The sequence below is a fragment of the Microbacterium sp. SGAir0570 genome, assembly GCF_005491085.2.
Taxonomy (GTDB): Bacteria; Actinomycetota; Actinomycetes; order Actinomycetales; family Microbacteriaceae; genus Microbacterium; species Microbacterium arborescens.
The window spans coordinates 2014828-2032931 of the sequence record NZ_CP027929.1 but is presented as its reverse complement, the minus strand read 5'-3'; the positions used below and the strand labels follow the sequence as shown (position 1 = coordinate 2032931).

9 protein-coding genes are annotated in these 18104 nt (G+C 71.9%); 1 reads left to right on the top strand and 8 read right to left on the bottom strand.

Annotated features, from left to right (window positions below):
• Window positions 1-46: 46 nt before the first annotated feature.
• From C1N74_RS09630 to C1N74_RS09600, 7 genes are all read right to left on the bottom strand, one after another.
• The gene (locus tag C1N74_RS09630; protein WP_137750421.1) at window positions 47-2551 is read right to left on the bottom strand and encodes a transglutaminase domain-containing protein; all 2505 of its coding nucleotides are present in this window, start codon (window positions 2549-2551) and stop codon (window positions 47-49) included.
• Window positions 2548-3903, bottom strand: a complete 1356-nt coding sequence (locus C1N74_RS09625) for a DUF58 domain-containing protein (RefSeq protein ID WP_137750420.1) — start codon at window positions 3901-3903, stop codon at window positions 2548-2550. The genes C1N74_RS09630 and C1N74_RS09625 overlap by 4 nt, the downstream gene beginning before the upstream one ends.
• Entirely contained in the window at window positions 3900-4865 is a 966-nt protein-coding gene (locus C1N74_RS09620) for a MoxR family ATPase (RefSeq protein WP_023950264.1), read from the bottom strand. The genes C1N74_RS09625 and C1N74_RS09620 overlap by 4 nt, the downstream gene beginning before the upstream one ends.
• Window positions 4866-4896: 31 nt before the next feature.
• Window positions 4897-10836 carry an Ig-like domain-containing protein gene (locus C1N74_RS09615; RefSeq protein ID WP_137750419.1) on the bottom strand — a complete coding sequence of 1980 codons (5940 nt, stop codon included), beginning with the start codon at window positions 10834-10836 and terminating at the stop codon, window positions 4897-4899.
• A 1-nt stretch (window position 10837) separates the two neighbouring features.
• Window positions 10838-11983, bottom strand: a complete 1146-nt coding sequence (locus C1N74_RS09610) for a serine/threonine-protein kinase (RefSeq protein ID WP_023950268.1) — start codon at window positions 11981-11983, stop codon at window positions 10838-10840.
• Window positions 11984-12093: 110 nt separating this feature from the next.
• On the bottom strand, window positions 12094-13149 hold the full coding sequence (locus tag C1N74_RS09605; RefSeq protein ID WP_137750418.1) for an FHA domain-containing protein: 1056 nt from the start codon (window positions 13147-13149) through the stop codon (window positions 12094-12096).
• Window positions 13150-13181: 32 nt separating this feature from the next.
• Window positions 13182-14777 (bottom strand): dolichyl-phosphate-mannose--protein mannosyltransferase, encoded by a 1596-nt coding sequence (locus tag C1N74_RS09600; RefSeq protein ID WP_258317906.1) that lies wholly within the window; start codon window positions 14775-14777, stop codon window positions 13182-13184.
• Between the two features lie 22 nt (window positions 14778-14799).
• On the opposite strand from C1N74_RS09600, the gene rsmI reads away from it, so the two are divergent.
• Window positions 14800-15624 (top strand): 16S rRNA (cytidine(1402)-2'-O)-methyltransferase, encoded by an 825-nt coding sequence (gene rsmI / locus C1N74_RS09595; RefSeq protein ID WP_137750417.1) that lies wholly within the window; start codon window positions 14800-14802, stop codon window positions 15622-15624.
• Between the two features lie 90 nt (window positions 15625-15714).
• Here the strand turns inward: rsmI and C1N74_RS09590 are convergent, their stop codons facing one another.
• Entirely contained in the window at window positions 15715-18054 is a 2340-nt protein-coding gene (locus C1N74_RS09590; protein ID WP_137750416.1) for a glycosyl hydrolase 53 family protein, read from the bottom strand.
• Between the last annotated feature and the right edge of the window lie 50 nt (window positions 18055-18104).

The following is an 18104-nucleotide window of genomic DNA, read 5'->3' as shown; positions in this document are numbered from 1 at the left end:
CTCCTGCCCTCGAGCGCGGAACCTTCCGCGCGTGCCGCGTGCCACCTTATCGATCCCGCCGTCCGCGCGGCAGCCGTTGCGCTCGGCCGACGCGACGCTCCCGTCGCACCAGCGAGCGGAGCGACACCCGCGCGCGGAGCCGGGCCCAGAAGCCCAGGCCCTCATCGAGCCGCGCACGTTCGGACTCGACGATCCGCCAGAAACGCTCCGCCTCGTCCTCGTCGGGCGGTGCGGCGTCGAACACCGACCGGTCGGCGAGCGTCGCCAGTTCGGTCGCCCCGACCGATCCGCCGTACGCGACCACAAGCTCCTGCCGTGTCAGCGAGCCGGGCCCGGGGAGCCCGTGGTCCACCGCGGAATCGACGATTTCCTGCCAGCCGCCGGTGAACCGCTCCACGGGGTCGGTGCTGGCGCGGCGGCCGCGGCGTCGCACGAGCTTGGCCAGCACGATGAGAGCGAAGGGCCCGATGAGCAGAAGCAGCACGAGGAGCGAGATCCCGCCGATGCGGAGAGCCGTCCACAGCGCGGTGAGGTCGCGCGACGTCGCCGTGTCGTCGCTGGGGCTGCGGCCGCCGTCGCTGGGATTCGCCTCGGCGGGCTGAACCGTCTCGGCCTGTTCCTGCCGCACATCGGTCGGGATCTTCGGATCCTGCCGCTGCTGCGTGTCGGGGGAGGGGAACACCGCGTGCTGCGGCGTGACGTCGACGGCGACCCAGTCGGGACCGAGACCGCGCACCTCGAGCCACGCGGAGATGTCCCCGGCCGTGCACAGCCCGTCGTCGCAGGTCGCGAGCGTATCGTCGGTCGACTGCAGCCGCATGCCCACGACGATCCGGGCGTCGAAGCCGAGCCGGTCGGCGATCATCATCGCGGCCACGGCGAACTGCTCGTCGTCGCCGATGGCCGCGACCAGTGCCGCGTCGTCCTCGCCGCCGACCTCGTCCTCGCGAGCCAGAAGATCCCCGAAGAGCTGGTCGATGCGGTCGGTGGAGTGCCCGGCCCGGCTCGGCTGGAACGCGTAGTCGCCGAGATCGGTGATCCACGCCGGTGGTGCTGCCGTGTCGATCGTGAGGGCGTGGCTGAGGAATCCGCGTGCGCGGAGCAGGTCGATGAGGTGCTCCAGTCCCGCCCCGCCGGAGCCGTTCGCGTGCTCATCCATCCATCGCACGAGACTCTCGGGCACGACGTCGTCGCCGAGCGTGGGCGTGCCCCGTGCGGGCTCCAGCGAACCGAGGGCGGGTACGGCCTCGGGACGAGCGGTGCCCTGCCGGTACTCGGCGCCGGGCTGCAGGCCCGGGTCCGCCAGCTGCACACCCGCGGACGTCTCGGCGTTGTAGTAGAAACCGTCGGCCAGGGTCGCGGCATCCGCGCCGTCGAAGTCGACGGAGGTGACGGCGTCGACCGTCGGCATCCAGACGCCGTCCCAGCCCTCGATCGCGATGCGCGCGGATCCTGTGACCGATCCGGCGCCGGCGGGGAGCGCCGAGGGGACCCGGGTGAAGGACGAGCGCGGGTCACCGGCCGGCGCGGCGGGGTCGACGACCCGCGCGACCCGGCCGTCGTAGAACGGCAGCGTCGCGAGCCTCACCCGGTCGACGCCCTCGGGCGCCGTGACGCGGAACATGGGCTGGTCGAAGCGGTCGTCGGAGAACCAGGTGCGGTACTGCCCGAGCGGGCTCAGTTCGGCGGCGAGCTCGAGCCGCGGGTCGACGTCGGCCCGGAGCACGTCGCGGGGCGCCCCCGCGAGCGCCCACGGCGCGACGATCGTCGCGCCGACCAGGCCGACCGCGACCATCCCCGCGGCCGTGGCGATCCGCCCGGCGAGCCCGCGGATGGGCCTGCTGCCGCTGCGGACGCCTGTCGCGGCCGTCGCCGTCGCGATCGCGCGCCGCCGGTCTGCCGTGGTGCGCCACACGATCGCGATGAGCGCCGCCACCAGGGCGGCCATCCCCACGAGTGCTTCGCGGCTGAGCGCCACCGGCCCGACCGCCGGGCCGGGCATGGGGGCCGTGGATCCGAACGCGACGCCGAACACCGTGGGGACGAGCGCCGTGACGACGGCGAGCGGCCACCATCGTCCGCCGCGCCACGCGACCGACAGCGCGAGCACCGTGGCGCCGAGGAAGACCAGCAGCGCGGGAGCGAGCGTGGCCTGATAGCTGCCGAGCGGCAGCTCGAGGGTCAGGAGGTCCTTCCACCCGGTGACCGGGGCCGTCACAACGCCCCGCAGGCCCTGGAGCGCCTGCGGGAGCGAGCCGAGCGAGCCGGGTGCCGCGAGCGGGAGACCCAGGACGACGTACGTCGCGATCGCGGCGAGCGCGATCCACCAGCCGTTCAGACGCCAGCGCAGTCCGGCCGCCGCGATGGCCGTCCCCGCCACCAGCGCCGCGGCGACGACGATGACGAACGCCGCACTGCGGTAGATGGGCCACGCGGCGAACGCGCCCACGGCGAGCACGAGCAACAGCACGACCGCCTGCAGGACGAAGAAGCGCCAGGGGGTCCGGGGGGTGCGTCGGGCGCGCAGGTCGCGCCGTGCGGGCGCGCTCACGACTGCGCCGCCCGCGACAGCAGCTGACGGAGGTCGTCGAGGAGTCCGATGGAGAGCACCGACATGCTCCCGAGGGTGCGGAAGCCCGGCTCGGCCTCGGGCGAGCAGGTCACCGCGATGACGCCGACGTCGGCGGGGAAGGCGAGGGCTGCGGACTGCAGCTGGGCAGCGGTGAGCGGTGAGCCGCAGACGAGGAACCCGATCGCGACGTCGGGGTGACTCTCAGCGGCGAGCGACGCCGCGTCGCGCAGCGGGCTGACGTGCTCGAGACGGTCGAGCCCGGCGAGGTCGTCGAGCAGAGTGCGGGTCGTGATGGTCGTGAGCTCGCGGATGGTGCGGATGCGACGGCGGGCGAACTCCGGCACCTCTCCGCCGACCACGACGTCGACGTCGCGTCCGTCGCGGATGCCGCGGATGCCGAGCGAGGCTGCGGCGCTGACGGCGAGCTCGAACTCGTCGTCAGAGGCGTACTCGTCGGCACCGACCGCGAGGGCGATGACCATGCGGCTGCGCCGCGTCTCCTCGTACTGCCGGACCATGAGGGTGCCGGTCTTCGCGGTCGACTTCCAGTGGATCTGGCGCTGCGAGTCGCCGGCGACGTAGGGGCGGATCGCGTGGAACGAGAAGTCCGCGTCGACGACCGTGCGCGACGCGCTGCCCTCGAGATCGCGGATGTAACCGGTCGTCGTGCTGCGGAGCGCCGTGGTGACGGGATGGATGTAGAGCGTGTGCACGTCGTCCCACGTGCCCTCGCGCTTGAGGATGCCGAGGGGGTCGCCGCGCACGGTGCGAGCGGGACCGACCGTGATGATGCCGCGCCGGTGGGTGGGCACCACGACCTGTTCGGTGTGGGTGTGCCCGTGGCGCAGCAGAGGAACGTGCACGTCGACGATGCCGTCTCCCACGGGGACGTCGATGCGACCGGGGAGGGCGGGCGCCGCGCCGACGTTGGTCACCACGAGCGTTCCTTCCACCTGGGTGCCGGCGACGACCCGGTCGTGCTCGAGACGCAGATCGACCTGGTAGGCGCGGGCGCTGAAGAGGAAGGGCACCGACAGCACGAGGAGCACGAGGGCGACGACGCCGGCGGCCGTGAACTCCATGAGACCGAGGGGCAGGCCGATGCCCAGCCCGAGGACAGCGGCGACCACCATCAGCCACCCGGCGACCGTGACCGTCTCGGCGATCCATCGCGCCGTCGCCGTGGCGGCCCGCCGCAGACGTCGCCACGACTGCACGCCACGCACCGCGAGCACGGTCGTGCGGCCGGTGGTGCCGAACCGCGTGCGCGCGAAACCCGTGCCCTCCGAGACGGAGGTCCGGGTCAGGCGGGACTCGGTGTCGAAGCTCACACGGTCTCTCTCTGGCTGGGCGGCACGGTGTCGAGCAGAACCTGCCCGATGACCGCCCCGGCCGTCACGCCGTCGAACTCCGCCTCGGGGTCGAGGATCAGACGGTGCGCGAGCACGGGCTCGGCGAGGGCCTTCACATCGTCGGGCGTGACGTAGCTGCGGCCGTGCGCGATGGCCCAGGTCTTCGCGGCCTTCGTCAGCGCGATCGCCCCGCGGACGCTCACCCCGAGGCGCACCTCGGTCGCGAGCCGCGTCGCCTCGACGAGGCGGGCGATGTAGTCGAGGACGAGGGCGTCGAGGTAGACCCCGCGTGCGATGTCGGCCATGCTCACCACGCCCTGGGGCGTGATGACGGGGGAGACCTCGCGGCGCGTCTCGGCGGCCCCCTCGAGGATGCGCACGGTCGCGGCGTGATCGGGGTAGCCGAGCGTCGTCTTCATCAGGAAGCGGTCGAGCTGCGCTTCGGGCAGGCGGTAGGTGCCCGCCTGTTCGACGGGGTTCTGCGTCGCGACGACGAGGAAGGGCACGCCCACCCGGCGGCTCACACCATCGACCGTGACCTGGCCCTCCTCCATGACCTCCAGCAGCGCCGACTGCGTCTTCGGCGAGGCGCGGTTGATCTCGTCGGCGAGGACGACGTTGGCGAAGATCGGGCCCTGATGGAACTCGAACTCGCCGCGACTCTGGTCGTAGACCGTGATACCGGTGACGTCACCGGGAAGCAGGTCGGGCGTGAACTGGATGCGGCTGCTCGTGCCCTGCACGGTCTGCCCCATGGCGCGGGCGAGTGAGGTCTTGCCGGTTCCCGGGTAGTCCTCGAGCAGGAGGTGACCCTCGGAGACCATCGCGGTGAAGGCGAGCTCGATGACATGGCGCTTGCCGAGCACGACCTTCTCGACGTTGTCGACGAGCGTCGCGAACGTCTCCTGGAACCAGGCGGTCTGCTCCGGTGTGATGCTCATGGGGTCCTCTCGGTTCGCCATGCGGCGGCTGTCAGGGGGCGGTGTTGCCGGTGCCATCGGCGGATGGCTCGGTGGGTGTCGGCTGCGGAGCGGCTATCTGCTCGCAGGACCGCTCCAGGGTGAGCTTCTGCAAGCCGGACAACGGCCCCGTCCACGTCACCGTGTAACGGTTGCTCCGTACCGTGCCCGTGCCGCCGACGGCCTCGGAAGCGACCGAATACGTGCCCGACGGGAGGCCCGGAGGACTCCACGCGGGGACGGATGTCTGGTCCGATCGGCACGACGGCAACGAGTTCGCGGAGACCTGAACCGGGAAGGATGCGTTTGCGGAAGCCGGTTCGATCGGAGAGGCGTCCGAGCAGTTGGCGTCGAAGCCGAGGAACGTGTCGCACCAGCGTCCGGACCAGCCGGTCACGGGAGCGTTGTAGCCCGGGGTGAAGTCGGCGACCGTCGTGCGGCCGTTCAGGAGCCTGAACTGGGCGTCCTCGAACGGAGGATCGGTCGGACGGTTGAGCTGTGCGCCGTAGGTGTAGGTCGTGCCATCGCTGCTCGGCTGCGTGCTCACCGAGAAGGTGATCCCCTCGGGCGCCTCGACGTTGCCGACCGGACGCGCCGAGATCTCGGCGCCCGTGACGCCGAAGCCGCGCTTTCCGTTGAAGGTGTGCTCGGCGCACGCCCAGACCGTCTTGCGCTTGAACGCCTGCGCCTCGAACTGCTGGCTCGTCGCCGACCCGGTGGGAACGCAGGCCTCGGCCGACACGTCGCTGAAACCGATGAGGGTCTGCGTGCCATCGCCGTTGGGGGTGACCGACGCGGTCACGCGCATGGAGTTCGAGGTGTTGGTCTCCGACAGAGTCAGGCCCGGGGCGCCGACGCCGTGCGCCGTGACGGCACGCGACTGCCCTTCGCTCGAGCCGGCCGCGATGGGCGGCAGGTCGAAGGTCGTCAGCGGCGTCGCCGTGAGAGTGATCGCGGAGTTCGATCCGACGTCGTAGTTGGGGAACGTCGCGGTGCCGCCGACCACGGGGCGCGTGTCCGATCCCGCGCGCCCGCCGCTCAGTCGCACGCTGCCGGTCGTGGCATCCAGTCCGGTCACGGTGATGGTAGCGCGTCCCCCGTCGCGTCCGTTGGGCGTCGGCTCGAACGACGATCCCGCGGGCTGTGCCGGCGGGCGGTAAGCCCACGCCTGGGTGCGCACGGTCGAGCGCGACTCGCCGACGGAACTGTAGGCCCGCGCCTCGTACGTGATCTTCTCGCCGACGGGCGCGGAGATCGGGGAGCACGACCCGGATGCCGGGCAGGTGGCGACCTCGCGGCCACCCGCGGTGATCCGGTAGCCCTGGACAGCGGGGTAGGAACCGCTGTCGGAGCTCACGCGCAGGGTCACCGAGTCACCGGTGTACGCCGTCCACTCCACGCGCGCGGGATTGGCCGGAAGGCCCTGCAGGTCGAGGATCACCTGCCCGTTGCGGGCCCCGCTGGACTGACGCCCCTGCGCGTCCTCGACGGTGAAGCTGCCGGTGCAATCGGCGGCGCCCGGCGCATCCGCGCTCCACGTCGCTCGTACGGCGGTGTCGCTCGCGCGCGAGAACGACACGCCCGTGCAGTTGCCGGGGCCGCTGGCGCCCACGAGCCGCAGCGGCGTGCCGGGCAGCGGGTTCACTTCGCCGGCCCCGCCGATCACCTCGATCGTGCACGAGGTCGCGCCGCCCGACTGCGAGCACGTCTGCACCGCCGACCCGCCCTTGGGCAGCGTCGAGGGTGCAGGACCGACCGTCAGGAGGAGATTGGCGGGCGCGGCGTCGGAGTGGCTCGGGAGCGAGATCGCGACCGGTTCCTGACGCCCGGGACGCGCGGCATCCGCTGCCGTCACCGTCGCGGTGCTGCCCTCGACGGTCACGGTGAACTGGTCGCCGCCGTACGCGCCCGCATAGCGGACGGAGTCCCAATCGGCGCGACCGGCCCACTGGACCATCTGCCCCAGGTCGTAGGTCTGCGTCGAGCCGGGCCTGACGGTGAGCGACGCGCTGCGCAGGGTCGGCTGGGGAATCTCGGCTTCGATCGTCACCCGGAGCGTCAGGAAGGTGGCGACGTCCTGCGTGCTCAGTCGCGCGGGGACGATGCAGCTGTCGGTCCACGGGGCGCCGGCACCGGCGGAGTATCGGATCGTGGTGCCCGACACGACGCTGCACACGGCCTCGCCGCGAGCGCCGCCCGCGCGGATGCCGTCGTCGATCACCAGCGTCGCGCCGCGGGGGACGCGCACGGCGTCAGCGAGGTCGACATCGACGCTCTCCTTCTCGCGCACCTGCAGGGGCGGGAAGCCCTCGCGCAGCGCGAGGCGGACGTCGGCCTCGCCGGGCACGCGGAGGAATCCGTACGAAGTGACTTCGGTGCCGTCGAACGCGGTGCCGGTGACCTCGAAGGGGATGAGGCGCGAGCGCTCGGGCAGCTCGCCCGAGATCTTCCAGCCGTCGACGGCGAGATCGGTCGGCTCGCCCCACAGCGAGAGACGGAGGCCCGAGACGTCACCGGTGTTCCACGACACCTGCCCGTCGAGCACATCGATGCCTCGGGGGAAGTCCTCGCGGTTCTCCAGCGTCAGCACGGTGTCGCGCACGACCGGGTAGTCGGGCACCGGCTCGCGGACGGTCTTGACGACGATGAGTCCGATGGCGGTGTCGCCCCGCTCGTTGCGGACGGTGTAGGTGTACGAGAAGGTGCCGAGCACGTCGCCCGCGCGAAGAGTCATGGCGCCGTTCTCGATCGGTCCGATCAGGCCCCGCAGAGTGTCGTACTCGCTCGAGCCCTCCTGCGCGTTCGGTGCGACGTCGATCAGCTCGAGATCGGTCCCCGCGGGGTCGATGTCGTTGTCGGTGGGGCGCACGACCACCGTGCTCTCCGCGCCGACCTGCACCTGCAGGTAATCGCTGTAGGTCACCGGACTCGGGTCGGTCTGCGTGTCGATAACTCCGACGCGCACGTCCGCCGTCCCGGTCGCTCCGCTGGGGTCGCGCACGGCGTACCGGAACCTGACCTGCCCGCTGAAGCCGTCGGGGCTCGTGTAGACGATCGCCGAGCCGTCGGCCGAGATCGTCGCCGAGCCCTGGTCGGGCTGTGCGACGATGCGGTCGAGCACGACGGGGTCGCCGTCGGGATCGACGGCGTAGGCGTCGAGCGGGATGCTGACCGATTGGCCGCTGAGGACCCGCCCGACCAGCGTCCGCGGGAGGGGTGCCTGGTTCGACTCGTCACCCACGACGGTCACGGTCACGCGTGCTGTGTCTCTGACCTCGGGGAATCCGAGCCGGAAGATCGTGTACGTCAGGGCGTACGTCCCGGGCTCCTCGGGCGCGAGGTAGCGCACCAGCCGGCTCGTCGCGAAAGCGAGCCCGCCGCCGGTCTCGTTCACGATCGACGAGGGATCGATGGCGATCGGGGCGCCCGACGGAGCGGTGTCGTTCTCGAGCACCGGGATGTCGATCTGCGTGCCCGCGCGCACGGTCACGGCGTCATCGACCGCGATCGGCGGTTCCGCGGTCGCGGCCGGGAGCAGGACGACGGTCAGCTCGCCCTGCGCCGTCGCGGCTGCGCTGCCGGTACCGTCCGACACGGTGTATCGCACGACGCCGAGGCGGCCGGGTTCACCCGAGTCAGTCATGCCGCTCACCCGGAGCAGGCTCTGGCCGACCAGGTCGACGCCGAGCGAGGCGAAGGGGTCGCTCTCGGGCCGGATGTCGCTGAGCAGCAGCACCGAGCCGGCCGGATTCGACACGGCGGCGGCGACGTCGATCGTCGCGTCCTCGTTCGGCCGGACGAATGCGGTGAGGGGCGGAGTGGTGATGCCGGCCGTCTCGGGCGCGAGCATCGTGACCCGTACGGTCGCCGTGGCCTCGGCCAGAGAGTCGCGCACGGTGTACTGCACGAGATAGGAGCCCGGGGCCGAGGCGGTGACGACCATGCTCAGCGCGGCAGGGTTCGCCGCCGCCGTCGACTGGGCCTCGTCGAGCGGCACGACGCCGGTGAGGGACACCGGCCCGGCGGCGCCGGTGACGTACGGCGCGACGGACACGTCGAGCGGCTCGCCGACGACGCCGGTGACCGCGAACGACTCGGCGGTCAGCTCCGGCGTGGGGGTGACGGTGATCGTGAGCGGCTGGGTCGCGGCCGCGCCGCGCGCATCGGAGACCGTGACCGTGATCGTCACGGTCAGGCCCTCCGTGGCGTTCGGATCGGGATGCTGGTAGGTCAGCGTTCCCATGGGGGTGGTGGTGACCGTTCCGACGCCGGTGTCGTTCGTCGCGCCGGCGAGGAAGACCGGGTCGCCCTCGGGGTCGACCCACCCCTCGAGCAGCTCGGCCGAGACCGTTCCGCCGGGAGCCACGGTGAGCGACGGCCAGGTGGCGAGGCATCCCTCGACACCACACCATACGGGCGCGGTGTTCTGCTCGTCGTCCACGACCGTGAGTGTCACCGTAGCGAACTCGGAGAGCAGGCCGTCGGCGGTCGTGCCGTCGGTCACCCGGTAGCGGAGGGTCGCGGTGCCCGCGGCATCCGGAGACACGGCGACCGTCAGCTGCTGCTGCGCGCCGGTGATCGACGCGGTTCCGAACGACGGGTCGAGGTTCTCCAGCGAGCCCGGGTCGATGCTGAGCACGTCCTCGTTCGGGTCGTGGTCGTTCAGCAGCACCGGGAGGAGGGCCACCGAACCGGCTCGGACCCCGAAGGCGTCGTCGACGGCGACGGGCGGCTTCGGATCGACGACACGTTCGGAGGTGGCATCATCCTGCTGCTCGATCTCGACCTGACGGTCGAGATCCCACTGCTGCGACGATGCGACGAGCTCCCCGTCGGGGACGTTCCAGACCCAGCCCGAGCGGCGATCGTTCAGCGCGAGCCTCGTGCCGTTGCCGATGAAGGCGGGATCGACATTGTCGCCGATGTCGGCGCCGCGGTAGTCCAGGGGCGTGACGGTGCCGGGGTCATCGCTCGACCACAGTGAACCGGCCGACTCGCCATCGCCGAGCCACGCGGCGTAGACCGTCGAGCCGAGCACCGCGGGCCTGGCGGCGGTGCCGGCGCCGGGGCGGTCGAGCGCGCGGCTCGCGCCGGCACCGGTGAGGTCCACGGCGACGACGCCCTCCGCGTCGGCGATGTAGGCGCGATCGCCGTCGCCTGCGGCGTCCTGCAGTCTGGCGCCTCCGGCGAGACCGGTCGTGATCGCCTCGTCGCGCCCCCGCACCCACACGTCGCCGCTCGCGTCGTCGAGCAGGACCCAGCGCGAGCCGACGACGCTCAGCTGCGCCGCGTCGAGATCGCTCGGTGCCGCGTCCTCTCCGAGGATGCGGCCGGTGCGCGAGTCGGCGCGGACGACCCGACTCTCCGCGGCCGAGAAGGCGTAGACGACGCCGTCCGTGCCGACGGCGACGGAGGTGGCCACGAAGCGCGGCCGCTCCTCGCCCTCGGGCACCTCGGCACCCGCATAGGGGTCGATCGGGATCCCTTCGCCACCGCCCGACAGGCTCGAGCCGAACACGGCCCCCGCCTCGGTGCGGTAGGCGATGGTATCCCCCGTCACGGCGATGTCTGCGGTCCCGGGAGGCGTCGGGGTGAAGACATCCTGGGCGTCCTCGGTGAGGTCGGCCGGCCGGCCCATGTCGACGTCGGAGAACTGCGATGAGCCGTTGCTGTAGACGAACAGGCGGTCCGTGGTCTGCGCCAGCGCGCTGCCGTTGTCGACGCGCTTGACGGTGTCGATCTCGCCGAGCTCGAGGTTCACGCGGGCGTATCCGCTGCCGGCGCCGTTCTGCAGCGCCCAGACCGTCGGATCGTCCGGAGGCGTCGACTGCGCGTCGTACCCCGGCCAGACGACGGCGAGCGTCGCGGTGACCGCGAGCACCGCCGTCACCGCACCCGCGGCGATCCAGGTCGTCCGGCGAACGCGGGGACGCGCGCTCTCGCGCCGCGCCATCTCAGAAGCCCCCGCCGACGATGAGCAACGTCGTGACGGCACCGGCCCCGGCGACCAGCAGCGCGCCGCCGGCGATCAGGGCGACCCGGGCCGCGGTTCCGAGGCGGCGGACCGGCTCGGCGCCCGCGAGGATCGTGCCTTCGTCGGGACGGCGATCCACCACACGCGCAGCCCGCGCCGGACGGCGGGACTCGTACGCCACCGAGGGGCGGACGGGTCCGCGTGCGCGGTCGTCGGCGAAGTCGACGGTGGCCCCCGCTGCGGCCCACTCGTCGACCGCCACCTCCATCGGCGTGTGCGGGAGCCCGAGCTCGTGCTGCACGAGCTGGAGGTCGTGCGCGAGATCGGCCGCCGTGGCGTGCCGTGCACCCGGGTCGCGACTCATCGCGCGCGCGAGGACCTGCTCGAGGCGCTCGGGCACGTCGGCCCGGCCGATCGGCGTATACGCGGCCTTCCGGATGCGCGACTTGAGCTGCTCGCGGCTGTTCTGACCGCTGCCTGCGCGCTCGAACGGGCTGCGCCCGGCGAGAAGGGAGTATAGCGTCGCACCGAGCCCCCAGACCTCGGCCGCGACCGACCCGGAGACGCGCTCGTCGATGATCTCCGGCGCACTCCAGGGCACCGACATCGCGAATACCTCGTCGCCGTCGGAGCGTCCGGAGATGGCGGCGGCGATGCCGAAATCCGACAGCACCGGGGTGCCGAAGGTGGTGATGAGGATGTTGGAGGGCTTGATATCGCGGTGGAGGAGGCCCGAACGGTGCGCGGTCTCGAGGGCCGAGCCGATCTTCACTCCGAGCTGCAGCACCTCGCCGACCGGGATGACCTCGCGCCGGTAACGGTTGGTGAGCGAGGTGGGGCAGTACTCCATGACGATGTAGGGCCGGCCGTCGGAGGAGATCGACGCTTCGTAGATCGTCAGGATGGAGGGATGCGAGCTGAGGCGCGCCATGACGTCGGCTTCGGCGTTGAACATGCGCAGCAAGCTGTCGTCGATGATGTCCTCGAGAAGGACCTTCACCGCGACGGGGCGGCGAGGCAGGTTCTGCTCGAAGAGGAAGACGTCGGCGAACCCGCCCGTACCGAGGGGACGGACGTAGGTGAATCCCGCAAGACCGGGCGGCGCGGAGGGCAGTCTCGACGCCACGAGTCATGCACCCCCTGTCAACGGGGGCGCGATGACGTCCCCCGGAATCCGAATCCGGTGAGATTTTTCTAACACACCGACCACAGGCCGGGAAATCGCTTGACCGGACGTCACGAGAGCGGCTCGAAAGATGCGAGCACACCGTCGCCGAGATCGAGCACAGCACCCGGCGCGACCCGAGCGGTCGCCCCGCTCCGCAGCAGCTCGGCGTCGCCCGACGCGTCGCGCACGATCGTGCCGTTGGTCGACTCCAGGTCGCGCACGACGAGCATGTCGGCGACGAGGCTGACCTCGACGTGCGTGCCCGAGACCTCCTTGCGGGGCGAGGGCACCGAGACGATGCGGGCGCCCGGATGCTGCGCTGCGCGCGGCGCCCGCCCGAGCACGATGGGGTGGTCGAGAGGGTAGGTCCCGCCCGGCTCGAGGCGCAGGACGTACCGGCGCGGTTGCGCACCGACGGGTGCGGCGGGTGTGCGGCGCGAGCCGAGAACGGTGCTGTCATCGATCTCGGGCCGCGGCTCGGGCTCGGGCGCCCGCTCGGGGTCGGATGCCAGCTCGGGCTCGGGGCCGGGTTGGGTGCGGCGCCGGGGGCCGAAGGACTCGGTCAGCGTTCGACGATCGACCGCGACGGTCTCGAGCGGGTCGAGGTCTTCGAGCGCCGCGACGGGAGGTGCAGCCGCGACGACGGTTGCAGCGACAGCGGGCGAGGCGACAGGCGCGGTCGAACCCCATTCCAGGGCGTCGGTGCGCACGACGCCCCGACCGATGGGGAGGAGCGAGGGTCCGGTCGCGGCGCCGATCCCGAGGGAGATGCCCGCGACGTGCTGGGCCGAGCCCTCGACCCACGTGCCGACCCCCGTACCGGCGTAGCTGCTGCGCTGAGGACCGTGCAGATCGATCGTCGCCGCGCCGCGGACGGCGACGGAGACGGCGCTGGAGCCCGCATCGACGAGCTCGACCAGGGCGAAATCGGGCAGAGCACCGATGCCGACGGTCGCGATGACCGAGAGGACATCCTCGAACGCGGCATCCCGCGCCGTCATCGCCTCCCACACGGCCCCGGCCAGCGCTTCGCCGGCGCTCGGGCCGAGAAGCAGCGCGAACCGATCGGTGACCATCGCGAACCCCGAGCCGCGGGCGTCGTCGGGCGTCGGGTAGCGGAACACGCGCCTAGCCTACGGGGCCGCCACCGCGGGCGTCAGACCCAGCCGGGAAGCCAGTTGTGCAGACGATAGACCTCGTAGGGGACCGAGATCGCCGACCACAGCGGGAACCAGAACGCGGCGAGGATCAGCACGACACCCAGGAAGACCAGCACGACCCGTTCGACGCCCCGTGTGCTGCCGCGGTCGCGACGCGCGGACCTGACCGCGGAGCGGATGACGAACACCAGCGCGAGCAGCAGGAACGGCTGGATCAGGACGGTATAGAACTGGAAGATCGTGCGCTCGGGGAAGAGCAGCCACGGCGCGTAGGTCGCGAGGACGCCGGTCAGGACGATGCCGTAGGCGCCGTCGCGGGTGCGGAAGAACAGGTAGACGAGGTACAGCACGCTCGCGACGCCGGCCCACCAGACGATCGGGTTCGGCATGCTGTAGAGGATCTCCCAGCATCCGTTCGGATCGGTGCACGATCCGGTGCCGCCGGGCGTGCTGCCCGCGTACATCGAGGTCGGGCGCAGCAGGAGCGGCCACTGCGCGGCCGGACTCGCATAGGCGTGCGGTGTCGACATCCCGGCCGTCGAGCCGTACATCGACTCGTGATAGCGCCACAGGCTCTGCAGCGGCAGGGGCACCCATGACCACAAGCCCGTCGCCGGGTTCGCATCCGCCGCGTGCCGGTCGTAACCGCCGTCGGTGACGAACCATCCGGTCCACGACGCCAGATACACCACGAACGCCACCGGAACCAGGAGCACGAACGAGACCGCCCCCTGGCGAACCGTCGCGTCGGCGGGCCAGTACAGGATGCCGGCGCTGCGGCGCGCCAGCGCGTCGCTGACGACGAGATAGATGCCGATCGCCGCCAGCACCCAGACGCCCGACCATTTCACGGCGGTCGCCGCGCCCGCCGCGGCCCCCGCGGCGATCACCCAGGGCCGGTTCCACAGCACCGGGCCCCAGGCCGGAGCGCCGATGTCGTCCCACCGCGCCGCGATGCGCTCGGCGAGCATGACGCGCGTGCGGTTGCGATCGAGGACGACGAACCAGAACGCCAGCAGCGTGAACATCGTCAGGAAGATGTCGAGCAGCGCGACCCGGCTCATCACGATCCCGAGGCCGTCGATCGCGAGCAGACCGGATGCCAGCGACGCGAAGACGACCGAGCCGGTGAGACTGCGCGCCAGAAGGTACAGCACGAGCACGCACGCCGTGCCGGCGAGGGCAGTGCCCAGGCGCCAGGCGAAGGTCGAGTCGGCTCCGAACACGGCCATCGGCAGCCCGATGAGGTACTTGCCGAGCGGGGGATGCACGACGAAGCTGCCCGTCGTGGTGAAGATGTCGGTCTCGCCCGCGAGAAAACGCTCGTCGGCGCCGTCGGGCCAGGTCGCGGCGTACCCGAGCACCCACTGGCTCCAGGCGTCCTTGACGTAATAGGTCTCGTCGAAGACCACGGCGTGGGGGTGGGCGAGGTTCCACATCCGCAGGACAGCCGCGATCAGAGTGATCACGAGCGGGGCGATCCACGCTACCCGCCGGGCGAAGGCCGGGTCGCCGCCGAATCGGGCGTGCCACCGGTCGAGAAGGCTCGTTCGACGTGTCTCGGGGAGCAGCGGCTCAGCGGTCGTCGTCACGCCGCCAGCCTATGCTGGGGCGGTGATCATCCTCGCCGCGACGCCCATCGGCAACCTCGGCGACGCCACGACGCGGCTCGTGACCGCGCTCGAGGAGGCGACGACGATCGCGGCCGAGGACACGCGCACGACCCAGCGCCTGCTCCAGGCCCTCGGGGTGACGAATCGTCCCCGTCTGGTCGCTCTTCACGATCACAACGAGAAGCAGCGGGCCGAGGAACTCGTCGAGCGTGCGCGGACCGAGGACGTCCTCGTCCTCAGCGACGCCGGGATGCCCACCGTCAGCGACCCGGGGTTCGGGCTCGTCGCCGCGGCCGCCGCGGCGGGGGTCCGCGTGACCGTCCTGCCCGGGCCGAGCGCGGTGCTCGCGGCGCTCGCCGTGTCGGGGCTTCCCACCGACCGGTTCGCGTTCGAGGGCTTCCCGCCGCGCAAACCGGGCGAGCGACGCCGACTGTTCGACCGGCTGGCGGGCGAGCAGCGCACGCTCGTGTTCTTCGAGGCGCCCTCCCGGATCGCGGAGGTGCTCCGGGCCATGGCCGACGCCTTCGGAGGCGATCGGCGTGCGGCCGTCTGCCGCGAGCTGACGAAGCTGCACGAGGAGGTGGCCCGGGGGACGCTCGACGAACTCGCCGCGTGGGCCGCCGAGGGCATCCGCGGCGAGATCGTCATCGTGGTCGACGGCGCCGGTGCGCGCGAGACCGACCCCGCCGATGCGCTCGCGCAGGTGCAGCGGCTCGTGGCCGACGGCATCCGTCTCAAGGACGCCGCCGCCGAGGTCGCCGCCGCCACCGGCCTGTCGTCACGCGATCTCTATCAGGCCGCCCTGGCTGCTCGCGCCCGCCCCTGACGCGGCCCGCCCCTGACACGAGAACGCACCATCCCCGCGAGAACGCACCGTCTTGGGCACGTTTTCGCGGGGACGGTGCGTTCTCGGGGGTCAGCCGCGTCGCGCGACGAGGGGGAGCCCGGCGAGGACCAGCAGCGCGGCGACGGCCAGCGCGGCGAGGGGGAGGGTGCTGCCGGAAGCGGCCAGCGAGCCGGTCGCTGTGGTCGTGGTGGCACCGGGGTCCGTGCCGGGCTGCCCGGGTGCGGGTGCGGGTTCGGATGCGGCGGGGGCGGGCGCTCGGGCGACGAGCGCATCGACGGCGGTGGTGAGGGCCGAGGTCGCGGCATCCACCTCCGCCTGAGGCGTCGCCGGAGCGGACAGGACCGAGCGGGCTGAGGCGAGCGCATCATCGAGCGAGGCCAGGGATGCCGCGGTGTAGGACGTCCGGTCGATCGCTTCGGCTCGGACCACAGCGGCCGTCAGCGCCGAGAAGTCCGCGGCAGGCGCGGCGCGGACCAGAGCGACGTCGTCGATCGTTCCCCAGGCGCCGGCGGGCAGCTCGCCCGCGATCCGCACGGTGAGCGTGTCGCCGGCGGACGCGAACACACCGTCCGTGACGGGGGTCGACCACACGCGCCAGCCGCCGAGGGCGAAGCCGGTCTCCGCCGGCAGCGCGCGGGCAGCAGCCGCTTCGTTGGACAGGCTCAGCCGAAGGCGTCCGTCGGTGCCGGCAGCCCCGCCCTGGGCTGCGGCGGACGCGGTGTACCAGCCCGCCTGCGCCACGACGACGTCCTGCTCGAGTGAGAACTGGTATGCGGCGTCGGACCAGAAGTGCGCCGAGCGCGTTCCCGAGCGGGGATCGTCGGTCGCCCGCAGGGTGAGGCCGCGCCCCTCCGCGCGCCACATCGAGACATCGGGGTCTTCGAAGCCGCCGTTTCGGAGCAGATTGCGCCCGATCACCGTGACGGTCGCCGACGTGGCGAGGCCGGCTGAGGTGGTGCCCGAGAACGTGTACACGCCGACACCGTCGACGGTGTCCGACCCCGGTGTCCAGGTGACGCTCTGCGCTTCGCTCGTGCCATCGGTGTACGACACGGTGACGGTCTCGGGCAGATCGATCGGGTCGCCGTCCTCCACCGTCAGCGCGACGCGCTGCACGTCGGTGACGCTGCGCGGCGCGACCGCGCCCGTGCGCACGTACGAGAAGACGTTCAGCGAGGCCAGCGGATTGCCGTCGTGGTCGAAGAGCGCCTGGTTGTCCCACGCCGATCCGCCGAACCACTGTCCCGCGTCATGGGGCTCGTAGCCGCCGGCGTAGCTCGACGCCCAGCCGGATCCGTCGCGCTCCCAGAGCACGCGATTGGACTCGAGCTGCTCCGGCGGTCCGACCGGCAGCCACGCGGGCTCCCAGTAGAAGACGCCGAGGCCCGCCTCGCCCACATCCGCCACGGCTTGCACGACGTCGCGGACGGCGGTGGCCTGGCCCTGCACACTCACGGGGTAGCGGGTCGCGTCCTCGGGCGTCTTCACGACGTTCGGGTGCCCGTCGCCGTCGTCGAGCGTGTACGCCCACGAGGTCTCGGCCACCAGGACCTTCTTGTCGTACGTCGTGGCGATCTGCGACAGCACCGCCGTGAGGTTCTCCGGCGTGCCGTGCCAGAACGGGTAGTACGACGACGCGAACACGTCGTAGTCGACATCCCGCGCGTCCAGCTCGTGCGCGACGTTCGCGTAGAAGCCCTCGCGCTCCGGGTTGGTGAAGTGCAGCACGACGCCGGCCGCGGGCAGGACATCGCGGATGGCTGCCGACCCGGCGCTGAAGATCCTCGCCATGTCGTCCCACCCGGTCACTCCGGCGATGCCCCCGTTGGTCTCGTTTCCGACCTGCACCATCGTCACGTCGACGCCGGCGTCGCGGAACCGCGTGAGCGCGTCGCGGGTGAAGGTTCCCGCTGCGGCGGCCTTCTCATCGACGGTCATCCCCGCCCAGGCCTTCGGCGCCTGCTGCTTGGCGGGATCGGCCCAGAAATCGGAGTAGTGGAAATCGACCAGGACTCCGAGACCCGCCGCCGTCGCCCGACGGCCGATCTCGACGGCCCGGGTGACATCGACGTCGCCACCCCCGTATCCGTTGCCGTCGGCATCGAAAGGGTCGTTCCAGACGCGCACGCGGATGTCGCTCACCCCGGCATCCCGGAGGATCACGAACAGATCGCCGGGATTGCCGTCCGCGTCGCGGAACACGACGTCCGACTCTTCGAGCGACAGCACCGATGACACGTCGACGCCGCCGATGAAGTCCGCCGGGAGATTCTCGACCCGTGGCACGGTGATCGTGCTCGGGACCGGTGCCGGATCGTCGGCCGCCGCCGCCGCCGGGAGCGCGAGCGCCCCGACCGCCAGGGCCGCCGCCGTGATGGCCGCAGCCAGCCGCGGGATGGTTCGTTGCATGGGCCTCTCCTTCGAGGTCGGTGCGCGCGGGCGCGCGACAGGGTACGTTC